Below are 16930 nucleotides of genomic sequence, written 5' to 3'. Positions count from 1 at the left end.
GCAGCTCCTTGGATTGGGTCGAGATTTATCGGGTGTGCGCGACTCCTGCAGGAGCTGCCGCAGACTGCGATCTTTTGATCTGCCCGTCCACCGGCCACTCAACACCGAACCGCGCACCGATCTCCTTGCGCCCCAGCGCCGTCAACGTCAGCGCCCGACTGTCCAGATCCTGTGTCACCCACTTGCGCTTCAATGCCGTTTGCAACAGCGCCGCGCCCAGCGAGCCACCGAGATGCGGCCGGCGCATGCTCCAGTCCAGGCAGGGGCAGGCAAACTTGCGACGCAGGGTCGTCAAGCCCTGCACGTCAATGCCCAGCCCGAAAAACAACGCCTCGCCGCTTTCACTCAAGCGATACGCCTGTTCGTCGGTTTGCACCAGCCAACCGGCCTCGAGCAACCGGTCATGCAGCAACACCGCCAGCGTCCCGGCCATGTGGTCGTAGCAGGTGCGCGCGAATTGCAGGCGATCCGGAGTGTGCGCCTTGAACGTCGGTGCGGCGTTCTGGCCAATCACCATTAGCGCTTCCAGCGCTTTCGCCACCCGCTGATCGGCCAGGCTGTAATAGCGATGGCGGCCCTGCACGTGCAGGCGCACCAGGGCCAGATCCTTGAGTTTGGCCAGATGCGCGCTGGCGGTCGAAGCACTGACCTCGGCGATCGTCGCCAGTTCTGTGCTGGTGCGGGCGTGGCCGTCCATCAGCGAACAGAGGATTTTCGTTCGCGCCGGTTCGGCGATGGCGGCGGCCACTTGGGAAACGCCGATGTCTTGATGTTCTGCGTGCATGGTTCGCTCCCGGACGAATCGTCGTCGCTGCGCAGTGGAGATAGTAGCAACACTTTCCCCAACGACAAGGTTACCCATCATGGACCCGATCAGCGCAGCAACGCATGTCGATCCTTATCCCTACTACGCGCAATTGCGCGCAGACAGTGGACTGACATTTCATCCCGAGCTGAAACTGTGGGTCGCCAGCAGCGCCCAAGCGGTGTGTGCAGTGTTGGCGCATGCCGATTGCCGGGTGCGTCCGGCGCAAGAGCCGGTGCCCAAGGCGATTGCCGGAGGCATGGCCGGCGAAGTCTTCGGCCAACTGATGCGCATGAATGACGGGGCACGTCAGCGCTGCCCGCGCTCCGCCATCGAACCTGAGTTGGCAGTGCTCGACCCTGACGTCGTCAACGCGTTGGTCGCCGCGCGGCTGATCACGGCAGATGCGCACGGCGTGAACCAGGCGATGTTTGCTGGCCCGGTGTGCGTGGTCGCGGCGCTGCTGGGATTCACCCCGGCGCAAGCGCGGGTAATCAATGAGCTGACGGCGGACTTCGTCGCCTGCCTGACACCGTTGAGCAATGACCTCCAATTGGCCGCAGCCGCTGCGGCGGCCGAACAGCTGCGTGGTGAGTTCATCGAACTGCTCGCCGAACCCGCCAGCGACTTGCTCAGCGCGATCCGCCAGCGCTTTGCGGGCGATGAAGAAACCCTGATCGCCAACCTGATCGGCCTCTGTTCGCAGACGTTCGAAGCCTGCGCCGGCCTGATCGGCAATACGCTGTTGGCGCTACGTCGTCAGCCAGCGTTGCGCGGCGAATCTGTCGAAGCGCTGCTCAGCGAAGTCCAGCGCTTCGACCCGCCGGTACAAAACACCCGGCGCTTTGTCGCCGCGTCATGCGAGATTGCCGGTGTGCGTGTCGAAGCGGGCGATGTGATTCTGGTGCTGCTGGCCTCGGCCAATCGTGATCCAGCACTTAATGAACGGCCGGAACAGTTTCTGGTGAATCGCGAGAACCGCCGCAGTTTCAGTTTTGGCAGTGGTCGGCATCAGTGTCCGGGGCAAGCGTTGGCGATGAGTATTGCCGGGGCGACGGTGAGGGAAATACTTGGGCATGAGATCGACCTGAATCGCCTGAACTGGCACTACAGGCCCTCGCTGAATGGGCGCATTCCAGTGTTCAGCGATATGGGCGCCTGACAGTCCGTCTTCGCGAGCAAGCTCGCTCCCACATTAGTTATCGGGTGATCACAACAGTGTGCACACCCGATACCCCTGTGGGAGCGAGCCTGCTCGCGAAGAGGCCAGCCCAGCCACTACAAATGCATGGCTCAAACCGCCCACTGCAAAATCAGCCAGCTATTGGCGCCGCTGATCACCACAAACAACCCCCAAGCCAACACCCGGGTTGGCCAGCGATTCACAAACGGCCCCATCAGTCGTTTGTCATTGGTCATGCGGATCAAGGGATACAGGGCGAACGGCAATTGCAGGCTCAAGACCACCTGACTCAAAACCAGCAACTTGCCGATCGCGTCATCGCCCATCAGCCACACGCCGATAAACGCCGGAATCAACGCCAGTCCGCGAGTGATCAAGCGCCGCTGCCAGCACGGGATCCGCAGGTTCAGGTAACCCTCCATGATCACCTGGCCAGCGATGGTGCCGGTGAACGTCGAACTCTGCCCCGAGGCGAGTAGAGCGACGCCGAACAACACACTGGCCAGCGCGCCGCCCACCAGCGGATCAAGCAAGTGGTAGGCGTCCTGAATGTCCACCACATCGGTGTGCCCGGACTGGTGGAACGCAGCAGCGGCGAGAATCAGGATCGCCGCGTTGACCAGCAACGCCAGGGCCAGCGAACCGATGGTGTCGATGCGCGCCAGTTTCACCGCGTCCTGCTTGCTGGCCAGGTCCTTGCCAATCATCCGCGTCTGCACGATCGAGGTGTGCAGATAGAGGTTATGCGGCATCACCGTCGCGCCGAGAATGCCGATGGCCAGGTACAACGGCGCCGCCTCGCCAATCGCCGCCAGCGACGGTTTGAAACCTTGGGCGACGTCCGGCCAGTAGGGTTTGATCAGCAGTAGTTCAACGAAGAAACACACGCCGATGGTCGCAACCAGTACCAGCATGATCGCTTCCAAACGGCGGAAACCACGATTTTGCAGGGCCAGTACCAGCAAGGTGTCGAACGCGGTCAGGGCGATGCCGAAGGTCAGCGAACAGCCGAGCAGCAAGTGGAACGCCAACGCGCAGCCGAGCACTTCAGCGAGGTCGGTGGCGATGATCGAGATCTCCGCCAGCAGCCACTGCAGGCGCGCCGTCGGTGTGCTGTAACGCTCGCGAGATAGCTGCGCCAGATCGCGCCCGGTGGCGATGCCCAACCGCGAACACAGACATTGCACGACCATGCCCGCCAGACTTGCCAGCAACACCACAAACAACAGGCTGTAGCCAAAGCGAGAACCGGCCTCGATCGCGGTGGCCCAGTTACCGGGATCCATGTAACCGATCGAGACCAGTAAACCGGGGCCGGCGAAACGCAGCACGCGTTTGAAGAACGAGGCAGTGGGATCCACCGCGACGCTGCCGGCCACTTCCGGCGGGCAAAACGGCGCGGTGGCGATTTTGGGCAAACTGAATTTCACGCACACATCCAGAAACAAGTCGGAAAGACGCAGCTTAGAGGTTTCCGCCTGAGCCTTGAAGCGCAAAAAAATCTATCGATTCATTCCTAACAACTGCTCGCGCAACTCAGGACTGCGTGTGCGCGGATCAAGCCAGATAGCAAAAAACGCCCGGGCAAACAGCGGGTCATTGATCTCGTGCTGCAATTGCTGACCAACAAAAAACCGTGCGCCCTGTCCCGGCAGATACACGCCGGTAATCCGCGTACCGGCCTGCACATCAACGAACGATTGCTGCATCTGTATCTGCCACCCGGCCAATTGCGCCGGGCTGACCCGGGCACCGCCCAGGCGTTTGATTTCGTTGACACTCGCCTTGACCAGGTCATCGCGAGAGATATTGCGACGATAGATCAGCTCCAGCGCAAACGGCTGGCCGTCGACCAAGGGACGCGCGGCGCTCCACAAGCGCGCGTTGTAAACATCGAAACCCCATACGCTGTAATCGCCGCTGCCGATGATCTGCGCGCCGGGCACGGCGTCCTGCCAGTTGGCCCAGGTTGGGGTCAGCAACAGCGCCCACAAGCCGATGCCGCAGCATCCCCGCAACACCTTCGGTGTTCTGTTCATTGCGGCATCGACTCCGGCAAGCCCTGATGGTCAAAGCATAGCCGGTATCGCCGCCGACACTTTGTATACAAAAACTGCGCACATAGGCAGCAATCGCCTAACGACAATGCTAACGTGGCGAACCTTCAACGGATGGAGACTCTTGCGTGCTGATCCTCAAACTGCTGCTGATTCCCGGTTTTCTGCTGCTGATTTCCCTGGCGGGCAAACGCTGGGGACCGAGCGTGGCCGGGTGGCTGTCGGGATTGCCGGTGGTGGTCGGGCCGATTCTGTTTTTCCTCGCCATCGAGCAAGGTCCGGCGTTTGCCGCGCAGTCGGCGGTGGCCGCGTTATCAGCGATGTTCGCGATGATTGCGTTCTGCATCACCTACGCGCAGGTGGCGCAACGGGCGAACTGGCCATTGGCGTTGGCGGCGTCGCTGTCGGTGTGGGCCGTCATCGCTGGAGTGTTGTCACTGATTCCGCCGTCGCTGCCATTTTCGGTGGCGGCAGCGGCGATTGCGCTGCTGGCATCGCCGTATCTGTTTCCCACGGTGCAACCCGTGCTGAGCGGCGCGGCGCCGAAGTCGGACAAACTGATCTGGCGGATGATTGCCGGCGCCGCGTTGACGCTGGTGGTGACGATGCTCGCCAGCACCGTCGGTGAGCGCTGGAGCGGTTTGCTCGCGGTGTTCCCGGTGCTTGGCAGCGTGATGGCGGTGTTCTCGCAGCAGACCCGCGGCCCAGCGTTTACCGCCGCATTGTTACGGGCGACGGCGACCGGGATGTATTCGTTTTCGGCGTTCTGTCTGGTCTCGGCACTGACCTTGCCGAGTATGGGGCTGAGCGGATTTGCCGTAGGCGTTGCGGTGTCGGTGGCGATGCTCGGGGTGACCAAGCGGCTGTTGGCGCGCCCATCGGCGAAAGCGCAGACGCAATAACCGCTCGGATGATTCGCGCTGGAACGCCCGGCCCCCTCCGTGGGATGATCGCCCGCCTCGCGCGACCATCCACCGGAGATTCACATGCCATTGTTGAACAAAAAAGCCGTCGTCCTGCTGGTGGCGACCCTCGCCGGTTTCGGCGCCCTCCACGCGCAAGCAGCCAAGGAAAAAGCCAGCACCGAGAAAGTCTCGATGCTCGATGGCAAGTTCACCTTTGTGTTGCCTAAAGGTTTCGTCGCCGACCCGCTGCCGCCGAGCCCGAGCGGGACGAAGGGCACGATGTACACCAATGAAACGACGAAGACCGTAGTCATTACCGCTGAAAACAAAATTCCCGAAGGTCAGCACGTCAAGGACAACGACGGCCAGTTCCTCGATGGCACCGTCTCAAGCTTCATCGAAGACCAGCGCAAGGCCCTGCCGGACTTCAACAAACTCACTGAGAAGAGTCTTACCCAGAAAGGCACCGGCCTTGGCTTGCGTCAGGTCGACAGCACCGCGACCCAGGGCGGTGGCCAGACCCTCAACACCACGCTGATGGCCGGCTCCGGCACGAAGATGGCGCTGGTGCAGGTGATCTCCCGCGCCAGCGACAAGAAAGGTCACGATGCGCTGGTGAAAACCATCCTCAAGGATTGAGCTGCTGCAACCAGCCGTTCAAGTCACGCAACTCGGCCGCACTGATACTGTGGCCGACGCCGGGATAGGCGTGAAATTGCGGTGCGTAACCCAGTTTCTGTAGCTGCGTGTTGGCCTCGGTGCCGTTTTTATACGGCACCGGATCATCGGCGGTGCCGTGGCCAATGAAGATGCTCAGCGGCAACGGCTGCTGCTCACCTTTGAGTTCAGCCTTCAACACCGGCAACAAGCGCCCGCTCAACGCGGCGATCCCGCCGACCGCAACGGGCGGCCGCAGCCCGACCTCGTAGGTCATCATCGCGCCCTGACTGAAGCCGATCAGGTACACCTTGTCCGGGGTGGTGTGATATTTCTTCGCTGCTTGGGCGATAAAGTCGCGCAGTTTCTGGCCACTGGCCTTCAGATCATCGGTCTCGCCGTTGTAGGCGCCTTCGCCCTTTTTACGAAACCACTGGAAACGTCCTTCACCCAATGACAGCGGCGCCTGCACCGACAGGTAGTTGTATTGCTTCGGGAGCTGGAATTTCATACCAATCAGATCGGCTTCGTTACTGCCGTAACCGTGCAGGAAAATCACCAGCGGACGCGCCTCGGCGTCGGCGTGCACCTGTTCAATGTACTTGAGCGGCAGATCGGATTGCAGCGTGGTTTGCGCCTGCACGGCGCTGGACGCCAGCAGGGTCAATAGAGCAAAGACCTTCAACATAGAGCCTTCCTTCACAGAGTGTCGGGTTCGGGGGGAGCCTAACATCCTGCGGCGTGGATCAACATGTTGGGTGCTGCTGATGGCCCCTTCGCGAGCAAGCTCGCTCCCACATTGGAAATGCATTCCCCTGTGGGAGCGAGCTTGCTCGCGAAGGGGCCGATGAATCCAGTGAAGATCTGTCAGTCGTTGGTCAATTTCCCTGTACGAAACGCCACCCGCCCCGCCACTTTCGCTTGCCAGATCCCCGGCTCGGTATAACGCCCGCGATCCAGCGCAAACAACACACCGCTGGTACCGGCACGCACGGTGGTCACGCGATCCTGCAACGGATCCACCACCTCAAACAGCGCATCACCCTTCTCCACCCATTCACCGGCATTGCGCAGGAAACTCACCACGCCATGGTGCGGCGCGAACAGGTATTCGGTGCCTTCGAACGGCAGACCTTCGCAGCACTCGCCCGGCGCCGCCGGCCATTCGCCGCTGATGAAACCCTGCTCGGCGAGGAAGCCCAGAATCGCCTCGCAATTGGCCTGCGCCTGATCGACCCGGGTATCGCCCATGCTGCCCAGCTCCAGTGTGGTCGCCAGATTCGCCGCTGGAATCGCAGCATTCGGAAACGCCCGCGCCAGACGCAGCCACGGCGTCGAGCAAGACTCATCGAACGAACTGCCGCCGGAATCTTCACACAACAGCGCCACGCCAGCCTTCAAACGTGCCGCCAGTGATTGCCACTGTGGCCAATGCTGCGGCAGCGCGTACAAATGAATCGCGGCGTCGAAATCGCAATGCAGATCGAGGGTGATATCGGCATCGCAGGCATGGCGCAGCAGCAAGCGATGCAAGGCTTCCAGTTGCGACGCCGGCGCCGGCAGCTCATCAAAGACCTGGCCCATGGCTTGGCGGATCAGCGCGACGTTGGCCTCGGCATCCGCGCCCAGACGCTCACCGATCAACGCCCCGACCGGGGCACTGAGTTCGACGAAAGCGCGGTTGAAATTCTTGCCGCTGCCCAGTTCGAAGCGGCCCATGTGTGCGCCTTGCACGTGTTGATCGAGGCCGATCGGGTTGGCCACTGGCACCAGCTCGATCACGCCCTGCAAACGGCCTTGCTGTTCCAGTTCATTGAGGCGCTGCTTGAGTTCCCACGCGGTGCGCATACCCGGCAGTTCATCGGCATGCAGGCTGGCCTGGATGTACACCTTGCGGGCGCCCGCGCCATAGCGAAACACGCTGAGCGAACGTTCGCTGCCCAAGTGGCTCCAGGGCAGAACATGGTCGATGCGTTGCATGGGGAAACTCCTGCAGTCTGGTAGATCTAGATCAATGAGATCTCTGTGGGAGCGAGCTTGCTCGCGAATGCAATTCGACAGTCAATAAAGATGTTGAATGTTAAACCGCATTCGCGAGCAAGCTCGCTCCCACAGGGATCTCCATCAGTAGAAAAAAAGCATAAAAAAAGTGGCCACCGCGCCAACGGGGCCACTTTTTTCTACGGCGTATTAATGGCCGTACACGTCAAAGTCGAAGTACTTGTCCTGGACTTTCTTGTACTCGCCGTTGGCGCGGATTTCGGTGATGGCCTTGTTGAATTGCTCGGCCAGCGCGGTATCGCCCTTGCGCACCGCAATGCCGGCGCCGCCGCCGAAGTACTTGGCGTCTTCATAGGTCGGGCCAACGAATTCAAAACCTTTACCGGCGTCGGTTTTCAGGAAACCGTCGCTCAGATTGACCGAGTCGGCCAGCATCGCGTCGATACGCCCGGAAACCATGTCGAGGTTGGCTTCCTGTTGCGAGCCGTAACGCACCAGATCGATCCCGGCCGGCACCAGCACTTCGGTGGCGTAACGGTCGTGGGTACTGGCACGCAGCACGCCGACTTTCTTGCCTTTGAGCTCGGTCAGAGGGTCTTTGACACCAGAGCCTGCCTTCATCACGAAGCGCGCCGGGGTGTGATAGTACTTGATGGTGAAATCGACGTTCTTCTTGCGGTCATCAGTGATGGTCATCGACGACAGAATCGCGTCGATCTTCTTCACTTTCAGCGCCGGGATCAGGCCATCGAACTCTTGCTCGACCCAGGTGCATTTGACTTTCATCTGCGCGCACAGCGCATCGCCGATATCAACGTCGAAACCGGTGAGTTTGCCGTCAGGGGTTTTCATCGAGAATGGCGGGTAACCGGCTTCGATACCGATGCGGATCGGCTTGGCGTCTTCGGCCACAGCGGTCAGAGACAACATCGACAGTGCCAGGGCACCGAACATCACTAGCTTCTTCATTTATTACTCCTGTGTGCGGAGGCTTTTATTGGCAGCTTTCGATTCAGCGTTCGGTCATGGCCAATTGGCTACAAACACCGAAGTGGCCGGCAGTCTATGGCGGCGCGCACAGGGTAAATTGTGTTTAAGCGACAAATACTTATGAAAGATCGGCGCACCGATTGACCGGGGTCAACGGGTGCGCCGTCGTGGTGCAAAGGCTGTAGGACAAGCGCTTTTTTTGCTCAGGAATTCTCCTAAACGAACGTCAGCATTCGCAGCCGATTGCGGTTTTGCCCATTTGCTCAACGCTCAGTTGAAAGCCTTCATCCAGCCATCCGGTGACGCCACCGATCATCTCCTTGACCGGGTAACCGAGCGCCGCCAGTTTCACCGCAGCCTTGTTCGCGCCATTGCAGTGTGGGCCGGCGCAATAGACCACGAACAGCGTGGTTTTCGGGTAGCTGGCCAGTTCCGCCGTTGTCAGCAACCGGTTTGGGATATTGATCGCGCCCGGCACATGCCCGCGTTCAAAGGCCAGCGGCCCGCGCACATCGACCAGGACAAAATCGATCTCACCGGCCTCCTGGCTGCTGAACACGTCGGAACAATCGGTTTCGTAGGTCAGGCGATTGCTGAAGTGCATCAGGGCGATTGCCGAGGGGGCGGCGGGGATATTGCTAACCAGGCTAGCCATGGGTGTTGCTCCTTTGTCTGAACGGGTGTGAACAGACTTTATCGAGCGGCCGCTTGCGGCTACAGTGGCGCACAAGACACTCACCGGGAATTTTCCGCCAAATGCCGACATCACCAGGTCTGGTCGCGATTCTGGCCTACGACGGCCTCTGCACATTCGAGTTCGGCATTGCCGTGGAGGTCTTCGGCCTGACCCGGCCGGAGTTCGATTTCCCGTGGTACACCCACGCCATCGCGGCGGTCGATCAAGGCCCGATGCGTGCCTTGGGCGGCATTCAGGTGCTGGCCGACGGCGGTCTGGAATTATTGGCCGAGGCGCGCACCATCGTCATTCCCGGCTGGCGCGATCGCAACGCGGCGGTGCCTCCAGCATTGATCGACGCGCTGTGCCAGGCCCACGCCCGGGGTGCGCGATTACTGTCGATCTGCTCCGGTGTATTTGTGCTGGCGGCCACCGGCCTGCTCGACGGCCACGGCGCCACCACCCATTGGCGTTACACGTCGGAACTGGCGCAGCGCTTCCCGGCGATTGCAGTCGATCCGGATGTGCTTTATGTCGACTCCGGGCAGTTGATCACATCGGCCGGCAGCGCTGCCGGGATCGATGCCTGCCTGCATCTGGTGGCGCGGGATTTCGGCACGCAAGTCGCCAACTCGGTGGCGCGGCGCCTGGTGATGTCGCCGCAACGCACCGGCGGCCAGGCGCAATTTATTCCGACACCGGTCAGCCCGACGCCGCGCAATGATCTGTCACGGGTGATGCAGTGGGCGCGCGAGCGTTTGCATGAACCGCTGGACGTGCGTGATCTGGCCAGCGAAGCGGCGATGAGTGAGCGTACTTTTCTGCGGCGGTTTACCGAGGCCAGTGGGCAGTCGCCCAAAGCGTGGCTGCAGCATGAACGGTTGGCGCGGGCGCGGGAGCTGCTGGAGAGTACGCCGGACAATACCGAGCAGATTGCCGAGCGTTGCGGTTATCGGTCGGTGGAGAGTTTTCGTGTGGCGTTTCGTGGGGTGGTGGGGGTGCCGCCGTCGGTGTATCGGGAGCGGTTTGGGCGGGGTGTGAGGGTTGAATCCTGAGGTGATTTTGAAGGCGCCTTCGCGAGCAAGCTCGCTCCCACAGGGGTACGCATTTCAAAGGTGGGAGCGAGCTTGCTCGCGAAGGCGTCCGGTAAAACGCAGCATCATTTAGACATCAGCCACGAGGCTACAGCGCCTTGCGCCTTTGCCTACAACTACGCCAGAATCCGCCGGCTTGTGCGGCTTGGGGGTCGCCGGTAACTTGGTTCGCGTCACTGAATGTTCAGTGATCGGGTTTAGTCGCTCGGTGGTTTTTGGCAGCATACAGTCCGTTCAGTCAGGCCTTCTCGCGCCTGAGCGTAATGGTAGCTGTGCGCAGGGCGCCTTCGGGTGCGCCGGGACTGCTTAGAACCACCGGTCGACTAACCTGCGCATAGCTGCCACCCATTTGTTTAGTCGCAATGAACGTGTCGGCCTCATTAAAAGGTTCTAAGAAATGTTCAAAATAACGCCGAATCCGCCCGAAACAGAAGCGGAAATCGATCCAAATCCAACGTCCCCCTATTCCACGCCGGGCTCCAGAAAACTCCACGAAGCCGCCGAACGCGCCCTCGATCATTACCTGAAACCCACGCCGCCTTCACCACCGCGCAGACCCAGCACCATGTTCCTCGTCGACCCCAACACCGGCGCCGAAGACCTCATGGCTCACGCCTGCGAATCCATGGCATCGGCCAGCATCATGCTCAGCGACTTCGCCGCCCTGCTCGACTCGCCCTACCGCAACACCGTGCTCGGCATCCAGCAAGTGGTCATGCTCGGCGAACTCGCAGTCAACCGCGCTCTCGACAAAATCGACCCTGCACTGAGGCAATGACCATGACCTACAAAACAGATGCACAAGTCGTCGCAGCCTTGGTGGCCATGGGCTTCAACGAACGGGACGGACGCTGGGCGCAGAACGCCTGCCTGGTGCTGTTCGAAAGCGAACGCGAGACCATCGTCGCCTCCGCCGTTATCGCCCTCGCCCAACTCGATGAACTGGAAATCGACGCCGTGCTACCCGCACTGCGCCGCGTGACCCGCCGGTTCCCCTCACTGCAAAGAACCGTGGCCGACACACTGGCCGAGATGGCGCACGCAGCCTGATTGACCGCGTGATCGTTCTTCGCGAGCAGGCTCGCTCCCACAGTTGTTCGCGGTTACTCGCGACATTCGAGTACACCGCCGTTCCAATGTAGGAGTGAGCCTGCTCGCGATGGCGTTCTTTCTGCCGACGAATATCTGAAAGCCAAATACCAGGAAGGCTTAAACCATGAAGGAACATTCCCCCCAACTCCAAAGCTTCTATTGTGTCTGGGATGCACTGGAAGACACGCCGCAGGATGCTGCCAATATGCGTTTGCTGACCAAGTTGAGGTGCACGCTTTCACGAGAGAACTCCCCCGTCAGACCCGCCACTCCAATGGATGAGGCAGACAGGAAGCTACAAATGCTTTTATGGATTAGCGGTTTCTTGAAAGGTGACGACGAAGACGACACCTTAAAATACGAACTTACAGTTGGGCCGAAATTTGAACCGGCAGTCTTGGCTGCAATGGGTTGGAAAAGCCTTGATGAAAGTCCCGACGGCGAGTGGCTGCTGACACTCGCTCAAGCTCAAAAAATCGGCATGGCGATTAACGAAAAACTTCCATCGGAACTCGATCTTTTTATCGGCATCAGGGGTTAACTTCGCCAATGAACCTCATCTTTCAAGATCCATCCATAAGCCATGACGAAGCCATAAAACTCCTTGCCAGCGACACCGATGCAAACGTAATCGCCGCACTCATATCCATTGACCTAAATGAAACCGATAGAAATTGGGCTCAGGACATCTGCCTGAAACAGCTCACCAGCAAAACCGAAGCAATTGTGGCCGCTGCTACTACTGCGCTCGGGCACATCGCTCGCCGACATGGCGAGCTGGATACTGAAACAGTTTTTGCGGCACTCGAATCAGCCAAGCAAACGCACCCTTCACTGCAAGGGATCATCGAAGACACGCTCGACGATATAGACGTATTCACCTGATCCACCCTGACGGCATTTGGATTAGGGAATGGACTTCATCCAAATCGATGTCCCCCACCTCAATCCTCCCGCGTCAACACTTCCAACAACTCAATCTCAAACACCAGATTCGAACCCGGCGGAATCTTGCCCATCGTCCGTTCGCCATACCCCAAATGCGCCGGCACCAGCAATTTGCGCTTGCCCCCCACCTGCATTCCCATCAGGCCCTGATCCCACCCCTTGATCACCCGCCCGGTGCCAATCACGCACTGAAAAGGTTTGCCACGGCTGTAGGAAGAATCGAACTCGCTGCCGTCTTCCAGCCATCCGGTGTATTGGGTGGTGATCAGCGCGCCTTTGACGGCGGCTTTGCCTTCGCCGACCTGAAGATCGATTACCTGCAGTTCATCTGTCATGTTCGTGGACTCTTTGTGTTTGGCCCGGTCGGGCGCGGATGGCGTTTTTCGCAGAATCCGGCGTCGATGGCAATCCATGGAACCGAAACACGCGTCATCGCTCACATGTTTATCGACATCGCATTAAGCCAGGGAAGCTCTGATGACCGACTCACAATTGCTGCGCAGTTTTATTCCACCCTACATCCTCAACCGCATCATCGCTCACGGTTCAGCGCCGCAACGTTCGGCAGCGATACTCACGCTCAACCATGTACGCAGTCTGTTGCCCAATCCAGGCGCACCCGCGCAACCACCGGCACGGGCGATCCTGCCCGAGAAGAGCAAGCCGGGTCTGGCCGAACGCAGCGTGCACGATGCGCAAAACAAAATGCTCTTGCCGGGCCAGATCGTGCGCCTCGAAGGTCAGCCGCCGAGTGGTGATCCGGCGGTCGACGAGGCTTACGATGCGCTGGGGGCCAGCTATGATTTCTTTTGGAAAGTGTTCGGTCGTGACTCGATCGACAATCAGGGTTTCGCCTTGATTGGCAGCGTGCATTACGGCCAGGGTTACGAAAACGCTTTCTGGAATGGCGCGCAAATGGTCTTCGGTGACGGCGATGGCGAAATCTTCCAGCGCTTCACCCGCTCGCTCGACGTCATCGGCCATGAACTGGCCCACGGCGTTACCGAAAGCGAGGCCGGGCTGATTTATGCCAACCAGTCCGGCGCGTTGAACGAGTCGCTCTCGGATGTCTTCGGAGTGTTGACCAAGCAATACACGCTCGGCCAGACAGCCGAGCAGGCCGACTGGTTGATCGGTGCCGAGCTGCTGATGCCGAAGATCCAGGGCAAGGGCCTGCGCTCGATGTCGCACCCCGGCACGGCGTATGACGACCCGCTGCTGGGCAAGGATCCGCAACCGGAGCACATGCGCAAGTTTGTCATCACCAGCGAAGACAATGGCGGCGTGCACATCAATTCGGGCATTCCCAACCGTGCGTTTTATCTGGCAGCCCGAGCGTTTGGCGGCTTCGCCTGGGAAAAGGCCGGACGAATCTGGTACGACACGCTGTGCGATGACCGCTTGAGCCAGGACGCAACGTTTGACGCGTTCGCAAAATTGACCATCGATCACGCGGGCCAGCGTTTTGGTGCGGAAGCAGCCGACGCAGTGCAGCAAGCCTGGGCACAGGTCGGCATCGAATAATTCGAGGAGGCTGTATGAAAACGCTACCCGAGCTGGATGACGATTCCGTTTTGCGCGTATCTCGCCAGGGTGGCGTTGCAGCGATTCACAGCCTGAGCCGCCCACGTGAAATCGAATTTGCGCAATGCGACATCAGTCAGCGTTCAAGGATCTGTTCGGTGCTGGAGGGCTGTCTGCCATTGGACAGCAGCGACTCCGGACGTGGGGATCAACGCTTCTATCAGATTGAAGTGCGCTATCAGTCCGGGGAAATGGTGTTGAAAGTACCGGAGGATCGGGCGCCGGGGGATCTGGTGCATTTGTGGGAAAAGGGGGAGTTGCTGTGAATCATGCAGGCGGATCCTCTGCACCAACACCTGACAATTTGCGTGGGCCAAAGCTTTCCGTTTGGCCGAAAACAATACCGTTGAATGTATGCGTACAGCACTTGCAACGCGGCGTCATGTCTTGCGCCTTCAGATTCGGATTGACCTTTTGCAGGCAATTCTGCTCGTCGACATACAGCCCGCTGAAATAGCTGGATTCACCCAATCGTACAATTTCCCGGCGATCTTCTTCATGGATGGCGACCATCCAGAACACCGGTTCCGATTGATCAAGTCGCGCGACAGCCTCACTGAAAATGGAATCCCATTGGCCGCCAACGCGAGACAACAGGAAGCGAAAAAGCGGGGTGTAGTCTCTTCCGTATTGCTTGTCAGGATGCATCGAACTTCGCATGGCTTCGTGACGGCTTGCGGCTTTGCTGTTGCGCTGATCGCGGTAATGCGCGACCGATTCGTTGCGACGAACACCCCACGTGCGGGTATTCACTTTGCGGTAGAGCAGTTTCTTATCCAATCCGTATTTCCTCCTCCAGACGCCACCGTTTTACCGGAACGGCACTGGAATGCAATCAGCCATCCATGGCCAATCATGACCGGCCTTAACGCTCGACCGGCTGCATCTCGACAATTGTCCCGTTGGTAATCATCACCATCACGTACTTGTCGTTGATCTGCACCCATTGGGCCTGCTCGACCGGTGCTTTCAATCCTTTGGTTTTCCAGCTCTGCAGAGCCTTGTCCTTGCGCTGATACATTTCCGGCGCGCGGTCGTTGACCTTCAACTCCCGGTCGCTGGTCGGCGATTGCACGGCCTGTTCATTTGAGGTTTGCGCCGCTTGAACAAGTGGACTGATCCCGGCGATGCCGGCGACAAGGGCCAGGCTGGCGATTAGGGTTTTGCTGTTCATCGGTGAACCTCCTGAATTGGGTAGTACCTCAACTCCGACTGCGTGGGGCGGGAATCATTCCTTTTTTTCCGGGGGTGGGCGCTAGAGGTCATTGGAATTTTGATGTCCTGGAGACATAAGCAAAATCAAGAGCCCCCCTCACCCTACCCCTCTCCCGGAGGGAGAGGGGAATGACCGAGGTGTTTGGCAGAAGTGCGCCGAAGTGCGATACCGAGTCGAATGCAAGTTTCAAAACCAACCGAAATCGGCTCCCTCTCCCTCGGGAGAGGGCTGGGGTGAGGGCGAAACCATAAGCAGCCGTCACCGCAGAAATGGATTTGTACCCAAAAAAAGGATTGATCCACTTTGCACATCAATCCATGCCAACAATGCAATTAACAGATTGTTACATCTGCGCCACCATCCACCTCAATAAAAACCGTGCGCCGCCCTCCCGTCGCGCACGTCATAAAAGCGGTGGAGTACTTTTCTATGACAGCCTCAATCCCACGCAACGGCTCGCGGGCCGGCGCCATTTTCCGAGTGACCTCGGGCAACTTCCTCGAACAGTTCGATTTCTTCCTGTTCGGCTTCTACGCCACGCAGATCGCGGCGGTGTTCTTTCCGGCGAGCAGTGAGTTCGCCTCCCTGATGATGACGTTTGCCGTGTTCGGCGCAGGCTTCTTGATGCGTCCGCTGGGTGCCATCGTGCTCGGGGCGTATATCGATGATGTCGGCCGGCGCAAAGGGTTGATTGTCACGCTGTCGATCATGGCCAGCGGCACGATATTGATCGTGCTGGTGCCCGGTTACGAAAGCATCGGTCTGTTTGCTCCTGCACTGGTGTTGATCGGGCGCTTGCTGCAAGGCTTCTCGGCTGGAGCGGAACTGGGCGGTGTGTCGGTGTATCTCGCCGAGATCGCCACGCCGGGCCGCAAAGGTTTCTTCACCGCTTGGCAATCGGCCAGTCAGCAAGTGGCGATCATTGTCGCTGCCGCGCTGGGCTACGGGCTGAACCAGTGGATGGCGCCGGATGTAGTAGCCGATTGGGGCTGGCGGATTCCGTTTTTCGTCGGTTGCATGATCGTGCCGTTCATCTTTTTCCTGCGCCGTAATCTGGCGGAAACCGAAGAGTTCGCCGCGCGCAAACATCGTCCGAGCATGGGCGAAGTATTCCGCACCCTCGGCCAGAACTGGGGCGTGGTCCTCGGCGGCATGTTGATGGTCGCGCTGACCACCACCGCGTTTTACCTCATCACCGTATACGCTCCGACCTTCGGCAAAACCGTGCTGCACCTGAGCACTTCCGATGCGCTGCTGGTGACCTTGCTGGTCGGCGTGTCGAACTTCTTCTGGCTGCCGATTGGCGGTCTGTTGTCGGATCGGATCGGCCGTCGTCCGGTGCTGATCGCCATGTCGCTGCTGGCCTTGGCCACGACTTATCCGGCGCTGTCGTATCTGGTGCAGGCGCCAAGCTTCAGCCACATGTTGCTGTCGCTGCTGTGGCTGTCGTTTATCTACGGCTTGTACAACGGCGCAATGATTCCGGCGCTGACCGAGATCATGCCGGTTGAAGTGCGGGTTGCCGGTTTCTCCCTCGCCTACAGCCTGGCCACGGCGATTTTCGGTGGTTTCACCCCGGCGATGTCGACATTCCTGATTCAGTACACCGGTGACAAAGCCGCACCGGGTTACTGGATGAGCATCGGTGCGCTGTGCGCGTTGTGCGCCACTCTTTATCTGTACCGCCGTGCCGGTGGTCGTCTGCAACCTGTCGCGGCCTGA

21 protein-coding genes are annotated in these 16930 nt (G+C 59.5%); 11 read left to right on the top strand and 10 right to left on the bottom strand.

Translation table 11 applies throughout. The annotated features are described in order from the left end of the window. Positions 1-25: 25 nt before the first annotated feature. Positions 26-784 (bottom strand): ArsR/SmtB family transcription factor, encoded by a 759-nt coding sequence (locus tag ACM6IV_RS06155; protein ID WP_414869163.1) that lies wholly within the window; start codon positions 782-784, stop codon positions 26-28. A gap of 79 nt (positions 785-863) precedes the next feature. On the opposite strand from ACM6IV_RS06155, the gene ACM6IV_RS06150 reads away from it, so the two are divergent. Further along, positions 864-1967, top strand: coding sequence for a cytochrome P450 (locus tag ACM6IV_RS06150; protein ID WP_414869162.1), 1104 nt, complete (start codon positions 864-866; stop codon positions 1965-1967). Between the two features lie 131 nt (positions 1968-2098). Here the strand turns inward: ACM6IV_RS06150 and ACM6IV_RS06145 are convergent, their stop codons facing one another. Both ACM6IV_RS06145 and ACM6IV_RS06140 read right to left on the bottom strand, forming a co-directional pair. Then, positions 2099-3418: an Nramp family divalent metal transporter gene (locus ACM6IV_RS06145; protein ID WP_414869161.1), complete on the bottom strand. Its 1320-nt coding sequence runs from the start codon at positions 3416-3418 to the stop codon at positions 2099-2101. A 72-nt stretch (positions 3419-3490) separates the two neighbouring features. Continuing rightward, the gene (locus ACM6IV_RS06140; RefSeq protein ID WP_414869160.1) at positions 3491-4027 is read right to left on the bottom strand and encodes a chalcone isomerase family protein; all 537 of its coding nucleotides are present in this window, start codon (positions 4025-4027) and stop codon (positions 3491-3493) included. A 146-nt stretch (positions 4028-4173) separates the two neighbouring features. Here ACM6IV_RS06140 and ACM6IV_RS06135 point away from each other — a divergent pair, with 146 nt between their 5' ends. Then, positions 4174-4947 (top strand): hypothetical protein, encoded by a 774-nt coding sequence (locus ACM6IV_RS06135; protein WP_414869159.1) that lies wholly within the window; start codon positions 4174-4176, stop codon positions 4945-4947. Positions 4948-5031: 84 nt separating this feature from the next. Then, a complete protein-coding gene (locus tag ACM6IV_RS06130; RefSeq protein ID WP_414869158.1) occupies positions 5032-5589 on the top strand; it encodes a hypothetical protein in 558 nt (185 codons plus the stop codon). Here the strand turns inward: ACM6IV_RS06130 and ACM6IV_RS06125 are convergent. The 4 genes from ACM6IV_RS06125 to ACM6IV_RS06110 form a co-directional block, all read right to left on the bottom strand. Next, positions 5579-6295, bottom strand: coding sequence for an alpha/beta hydrolase (locus ACM6IV_RS06125; protein WP_414869157.1), 717 nt, complete (start codon positions 6293-6295; stop codon positions 5579-5581). The genes ACM6IV_RS06130 and ACM6IV_RS06125 overlap by 11 nt on opposite strands. Before the next feature lie 179 nt (positions 6296-6474). Further along, entirely contained in the window at positions 6475-7587 is a 1113-nt protein-coding gene (locus ACM6IV_RS06120) for a succinylglutamate desuccinylase/aspartoacylase family protein (protein WP_414869156.1), read from the bottom strand. A gap of 210 nt (positions 7588-7797) precedes the next feature. After that, positions 7798-8577: an ABC transporter substrate-binding protein gene (locus ACM6IV_RS06115; protein WP_414869155.1), complete on the bottom strand. Its 780-nt coding sequence runs from the start codon at positions 8575-8577 to the stop codon at positions 7798-7800. Between the two features lie 247 nt (positions 8578-8824). Beyond that, complete coding sequence (locus ACM6IV_RS06110) at positions 8825-9253, bottom strand: rhodanese-like domain-containing protein (protein WP_414869154.1); 429 nt, start codon at positions 9251-9253, stop codon at positions 8825-8827. 101 nt (positions 9254-9354) lie between these two features. Here ACM6IV_RS06110 and ftrA point away from each other — a divergent pair, with 101 nt between their 5' ends. The 5 genes from ftrA (at position 9355) to ACM6IV_RS06085 (ending at position 12345) form a co-directional block, all read left to right on the top strand. Further along, the gene (ftrA, locus tag ACM6IV_RS06105) at positions 9355-10329 is read left to right on the top strand and encodes a transcriptional regulator FtrA (RefSeq protein ID WP_414869153.1); all 975 of its coding nucleotides are present in this window, start codon (positions 9355-9357) and stop codon (positions 10327-10329) included. A gap of 436 nt (positions 10330-10765) precedes the next feature. After that, the gene (locus ACM6IV_RS06100; RefSeq protein WP_414869152.1) at positions 10766-11146 is read left to right on the top strand and encodes a DUF6124 family protein; all 381 of its coding nucleotides are present in this window, start codon (positions 10766-10768) and stop codon (positions 11144-11146) included. Positions 11147-11148: 2 nt separating this feature from the next. Further along, the gene (locus ACM6IV_RS06095) at positions 11149-11418 is read left to right on the top strand and encodes a hypothetical protein (protein ID WP_414869151.1); all 270 of its coding nucleotides are present in this window, start codon (positions 11149-11151) and stop codon (positions 11416-11418) included. Between the two features lie 166 nt (positions 11419-11584). Next, entirely contained in the window at positions 11585-12001 is a 417-nt protein-coding gene (locus ACM6IV_RS06090; protein WP_414869150.1) for a pyocin S6 family toxin immunity protein, read from the top strand. A gap of 8 nt (positions 12002-12009) precedes the next feature. Beyond that, the gene (locus ACM6IV_RS06085; protein WP_414869149.1) at positions 12010-12345 is read left to right on the top strand and encodes a hypothetical protein; all 336 of its coding nucleotides are present in this window, start codon (positions 12010-12012) and stop codon (positions 12343-12345) included. A 59-nt stretch (positions 12346-12404) separates the two neighbouring features. Here the strand turns inward: ACM6IV_RS06085 and ACM6IV_RS06080 are convergent, their stop codons facing one another. Continuing rightward, a complete protein-coding gene (locus tag ACM6IV_RS06080; protein WP_414869148.1) occupies positions 12405-12743 on the bottom strand; it encodes an FKBP-type peptidyl-prolyl cis-trans isomerase in 339 nt (112 codons plus the stop codon). A gap of 142 nt (positions 12744-12885) precedes the next feature. Here ACM6IV_RS06080 and ACM6IV_RS06075 point away from each other — a divergent pair, with 142 nt between their 5' ends. After that, positions 12886-13932: a M4 family metallopeptidase gene (locus tag ACM6IV_RS06075; RefSeq protein WP_414869147.1), complete on the top strand. Its 1047-nt coding sequence runs from the start codon at positions 12886-12888 to the stop codon at positions 13930-13932. 14 nt (positions 13933-13946) lie between these two features. Next, positions 13947-14258 carry a protealysin inhibitor emfourin gene (locus ACM6IV_RS06070; protein WP_414869146.1) on the top strand — a complete coding sequence of 104 codons (312 nt, stop codon included), beginning with the start codon at positions 13947-13949 and terminating at the stop codon, positions 14256-14258. Between the two features lies 1 nt (position 14259). Here the strand turns inward: ACM6IV_RS06070 and ACM6IV_RS06065 are convergent, their stop codons facing one another. Together ACM6IV_RS06065 and ACM6IV_RS06060 are read right to left on the bottom strand one after the other, a co-directional pair. Next, positions 14260-14772, bottom strand: coding sequence for a hypothetical protein (locus tag ACM6IV_RS06065; protein ID WP_414869145.1), 513 nt, complete (start codon positions 14770-14772; stop codon positions 14260-14262). A gap of 85 nt (positions 14773-14857) precedes the next feature. Next, complete coding sequence (locus tag ACM6IV_RS06060) at positions 14858-15166, bottom strand: RcnB family protein (RefSeq protein ID WP_414869144.1); 309 nt, start codon at positions 15164-15166, stop codon at positions 14858-14860. 471 nt (positions 15167-15637) lie between these two features. On the opposite strand from ACM6IV_RS06060, the gene ACM6IV_RS06055 reads away from it, so the two are divergent. Further along, the gene (locus ACM6IV_RS06055) at positions 15638-16930 is read left to right on the top strand and encodes an MFS transporter (protein ID WP_414869143.1); all 1293 of its coding nucleotides are present in this window, start codon (positions 15638-15640) and stop codon (positions 16928-16930) included.

The sequence above is a fragment of the Pseudomonas sp. IT-347P genome, from assembly GCF_949768005.1.
GTDB lineage: Bacteria > Pseudomonadota > Gammaproteobacteria > Pseudomonadales > Pseudomonadaceae > Aquipseudomonas.
The sequence above is the reverse complement of the archived record's forward strand: the minus strand, read 5'-3'. Positions and strand labels throughout refer to the sequence as shown.

Coding starts and splice junctions, on each gene's coding strand:
- ACM6IV_RS06155 (WP_414869163.1), bottom strand. CDS start 784: ATGCACGCAGAACATCAAGACATCGGCGTTTCCCAAGTGGCCGCCGCC.
- ACM6IV_RS06150 (WP_414869162.1), top strand. CDS start 864: ATGGACCCGATCAGCGCAGCAACGCATGTCGATCCTTATCCCTACTAC.
- ACM6IV_RS06140 (WP_414869160.1), bottom strand. CDS start 4,027: ATGAACAGAACACCGAAGGTGTTGCGGGGATGCTGCGGCATCGGCTTG.
- ACM6IV_RS06130 (WP_414869158.1), top strand. CDS start 5,032: ATGCCATTGTTGAACAAAAAAGCCGTCGTCCTGCTGGTGGCGACCCTC.
- ACM6IV_RS06125 (WP_414869157.1), bottom strand. CDS start 6,295: ATGTTGAAGGTCTTTGCTCTATTGACCCTGCTGGCGTCCAGCGCCGTG.
- ACM6IV_RS06120 (WP_414869156.1), bottom strand. CDS start 7,587: ATGCAACGCATCGACCATGTTCTGCCCTGGAGCCACTTGGGCAGCGAA.
- ACM6IV_RS06115 (WP_414869155.1), bottom strand. CDS start 8,577: ATGAAGAAGCTAGTGATGTTCGGTGCCCTGGCACTGTCGATGTTGTCT.
- ACM6IV_RS06110 (WP_414869154.1), bottom strand. CDS start 9,253: ATGGCTAGCCTGGTTAGCAATATCCCCGCCGCCCCCTCGGCAATCGCC.
- ftrA (WP_414869153.1), top strand. CDS start 9,355: ATGCCGACATCACCAGGTCTGGTCGCGATTCTGGCCTACGACGGCCTC.
- ACM6IV_RS06100 (WP_414869152.1), top strand. CDS start 10,766: ATGTTCAAAATAACGCCGAATCCGCCCGAAACAGAAGCGGAAATCGAT.
- ACM6IV_RS06095 (WP_414869151.1), top strand. CDS start 11,149: ATGACCTACAAAACAGATGCACAAGTCGTCGCAGCCTTGGTGGCCATG.
- ACM6IV_RS06090 (WP_414869150.1), top strand. CDS start 11,585: ATGAAGGAACATTCCCCCCAACTCCAAAGCTTCTATTGTGTCTGGGAT.
- ACM6IV_RS06085 (WP_414869149.1), top strand. CDS start 12,010: ATGAACCTCATCTTTCAAGATCCATCCATAAGCCATGACGAAGCCATA.
- ACM6IV_RS06080 (WP_414869148.1), bottom strand. CDS start 12,743: ATGACAGATGAACTGCAGGTAATCGATCTTCAGGTCGGCGAAGGCAAA.
- ACM6IV_RS06075 (WP_414869147.1), top strand. CDS start 12,886: ATGACCGACTCACAATTGCTGCGCAGTTTTATTCCACCCTACATCCTC.
- ACM6IV_RS06070 (WP_414869146.1), top strand. CDS start 13,947: ATGAAAACGCTACCCGAGCTGGATGACGATTCCGTTTTGCGCGTATCT.
- ACM6IV_RS06060 (WP_414869144.1), bottom strand. CDS start 15,166: ATGAACAGCAAAACCCTAATCGCCAGCCTGGCCCTTGTCGCCGGCATC.
- ACM6IV_RS06055 (WP_414869143.1), top strand. CDS start 15,638: ATGACAGCCTCAATCCCACGCAACGGCTCGCGGGCCGGCGCCATTTTC.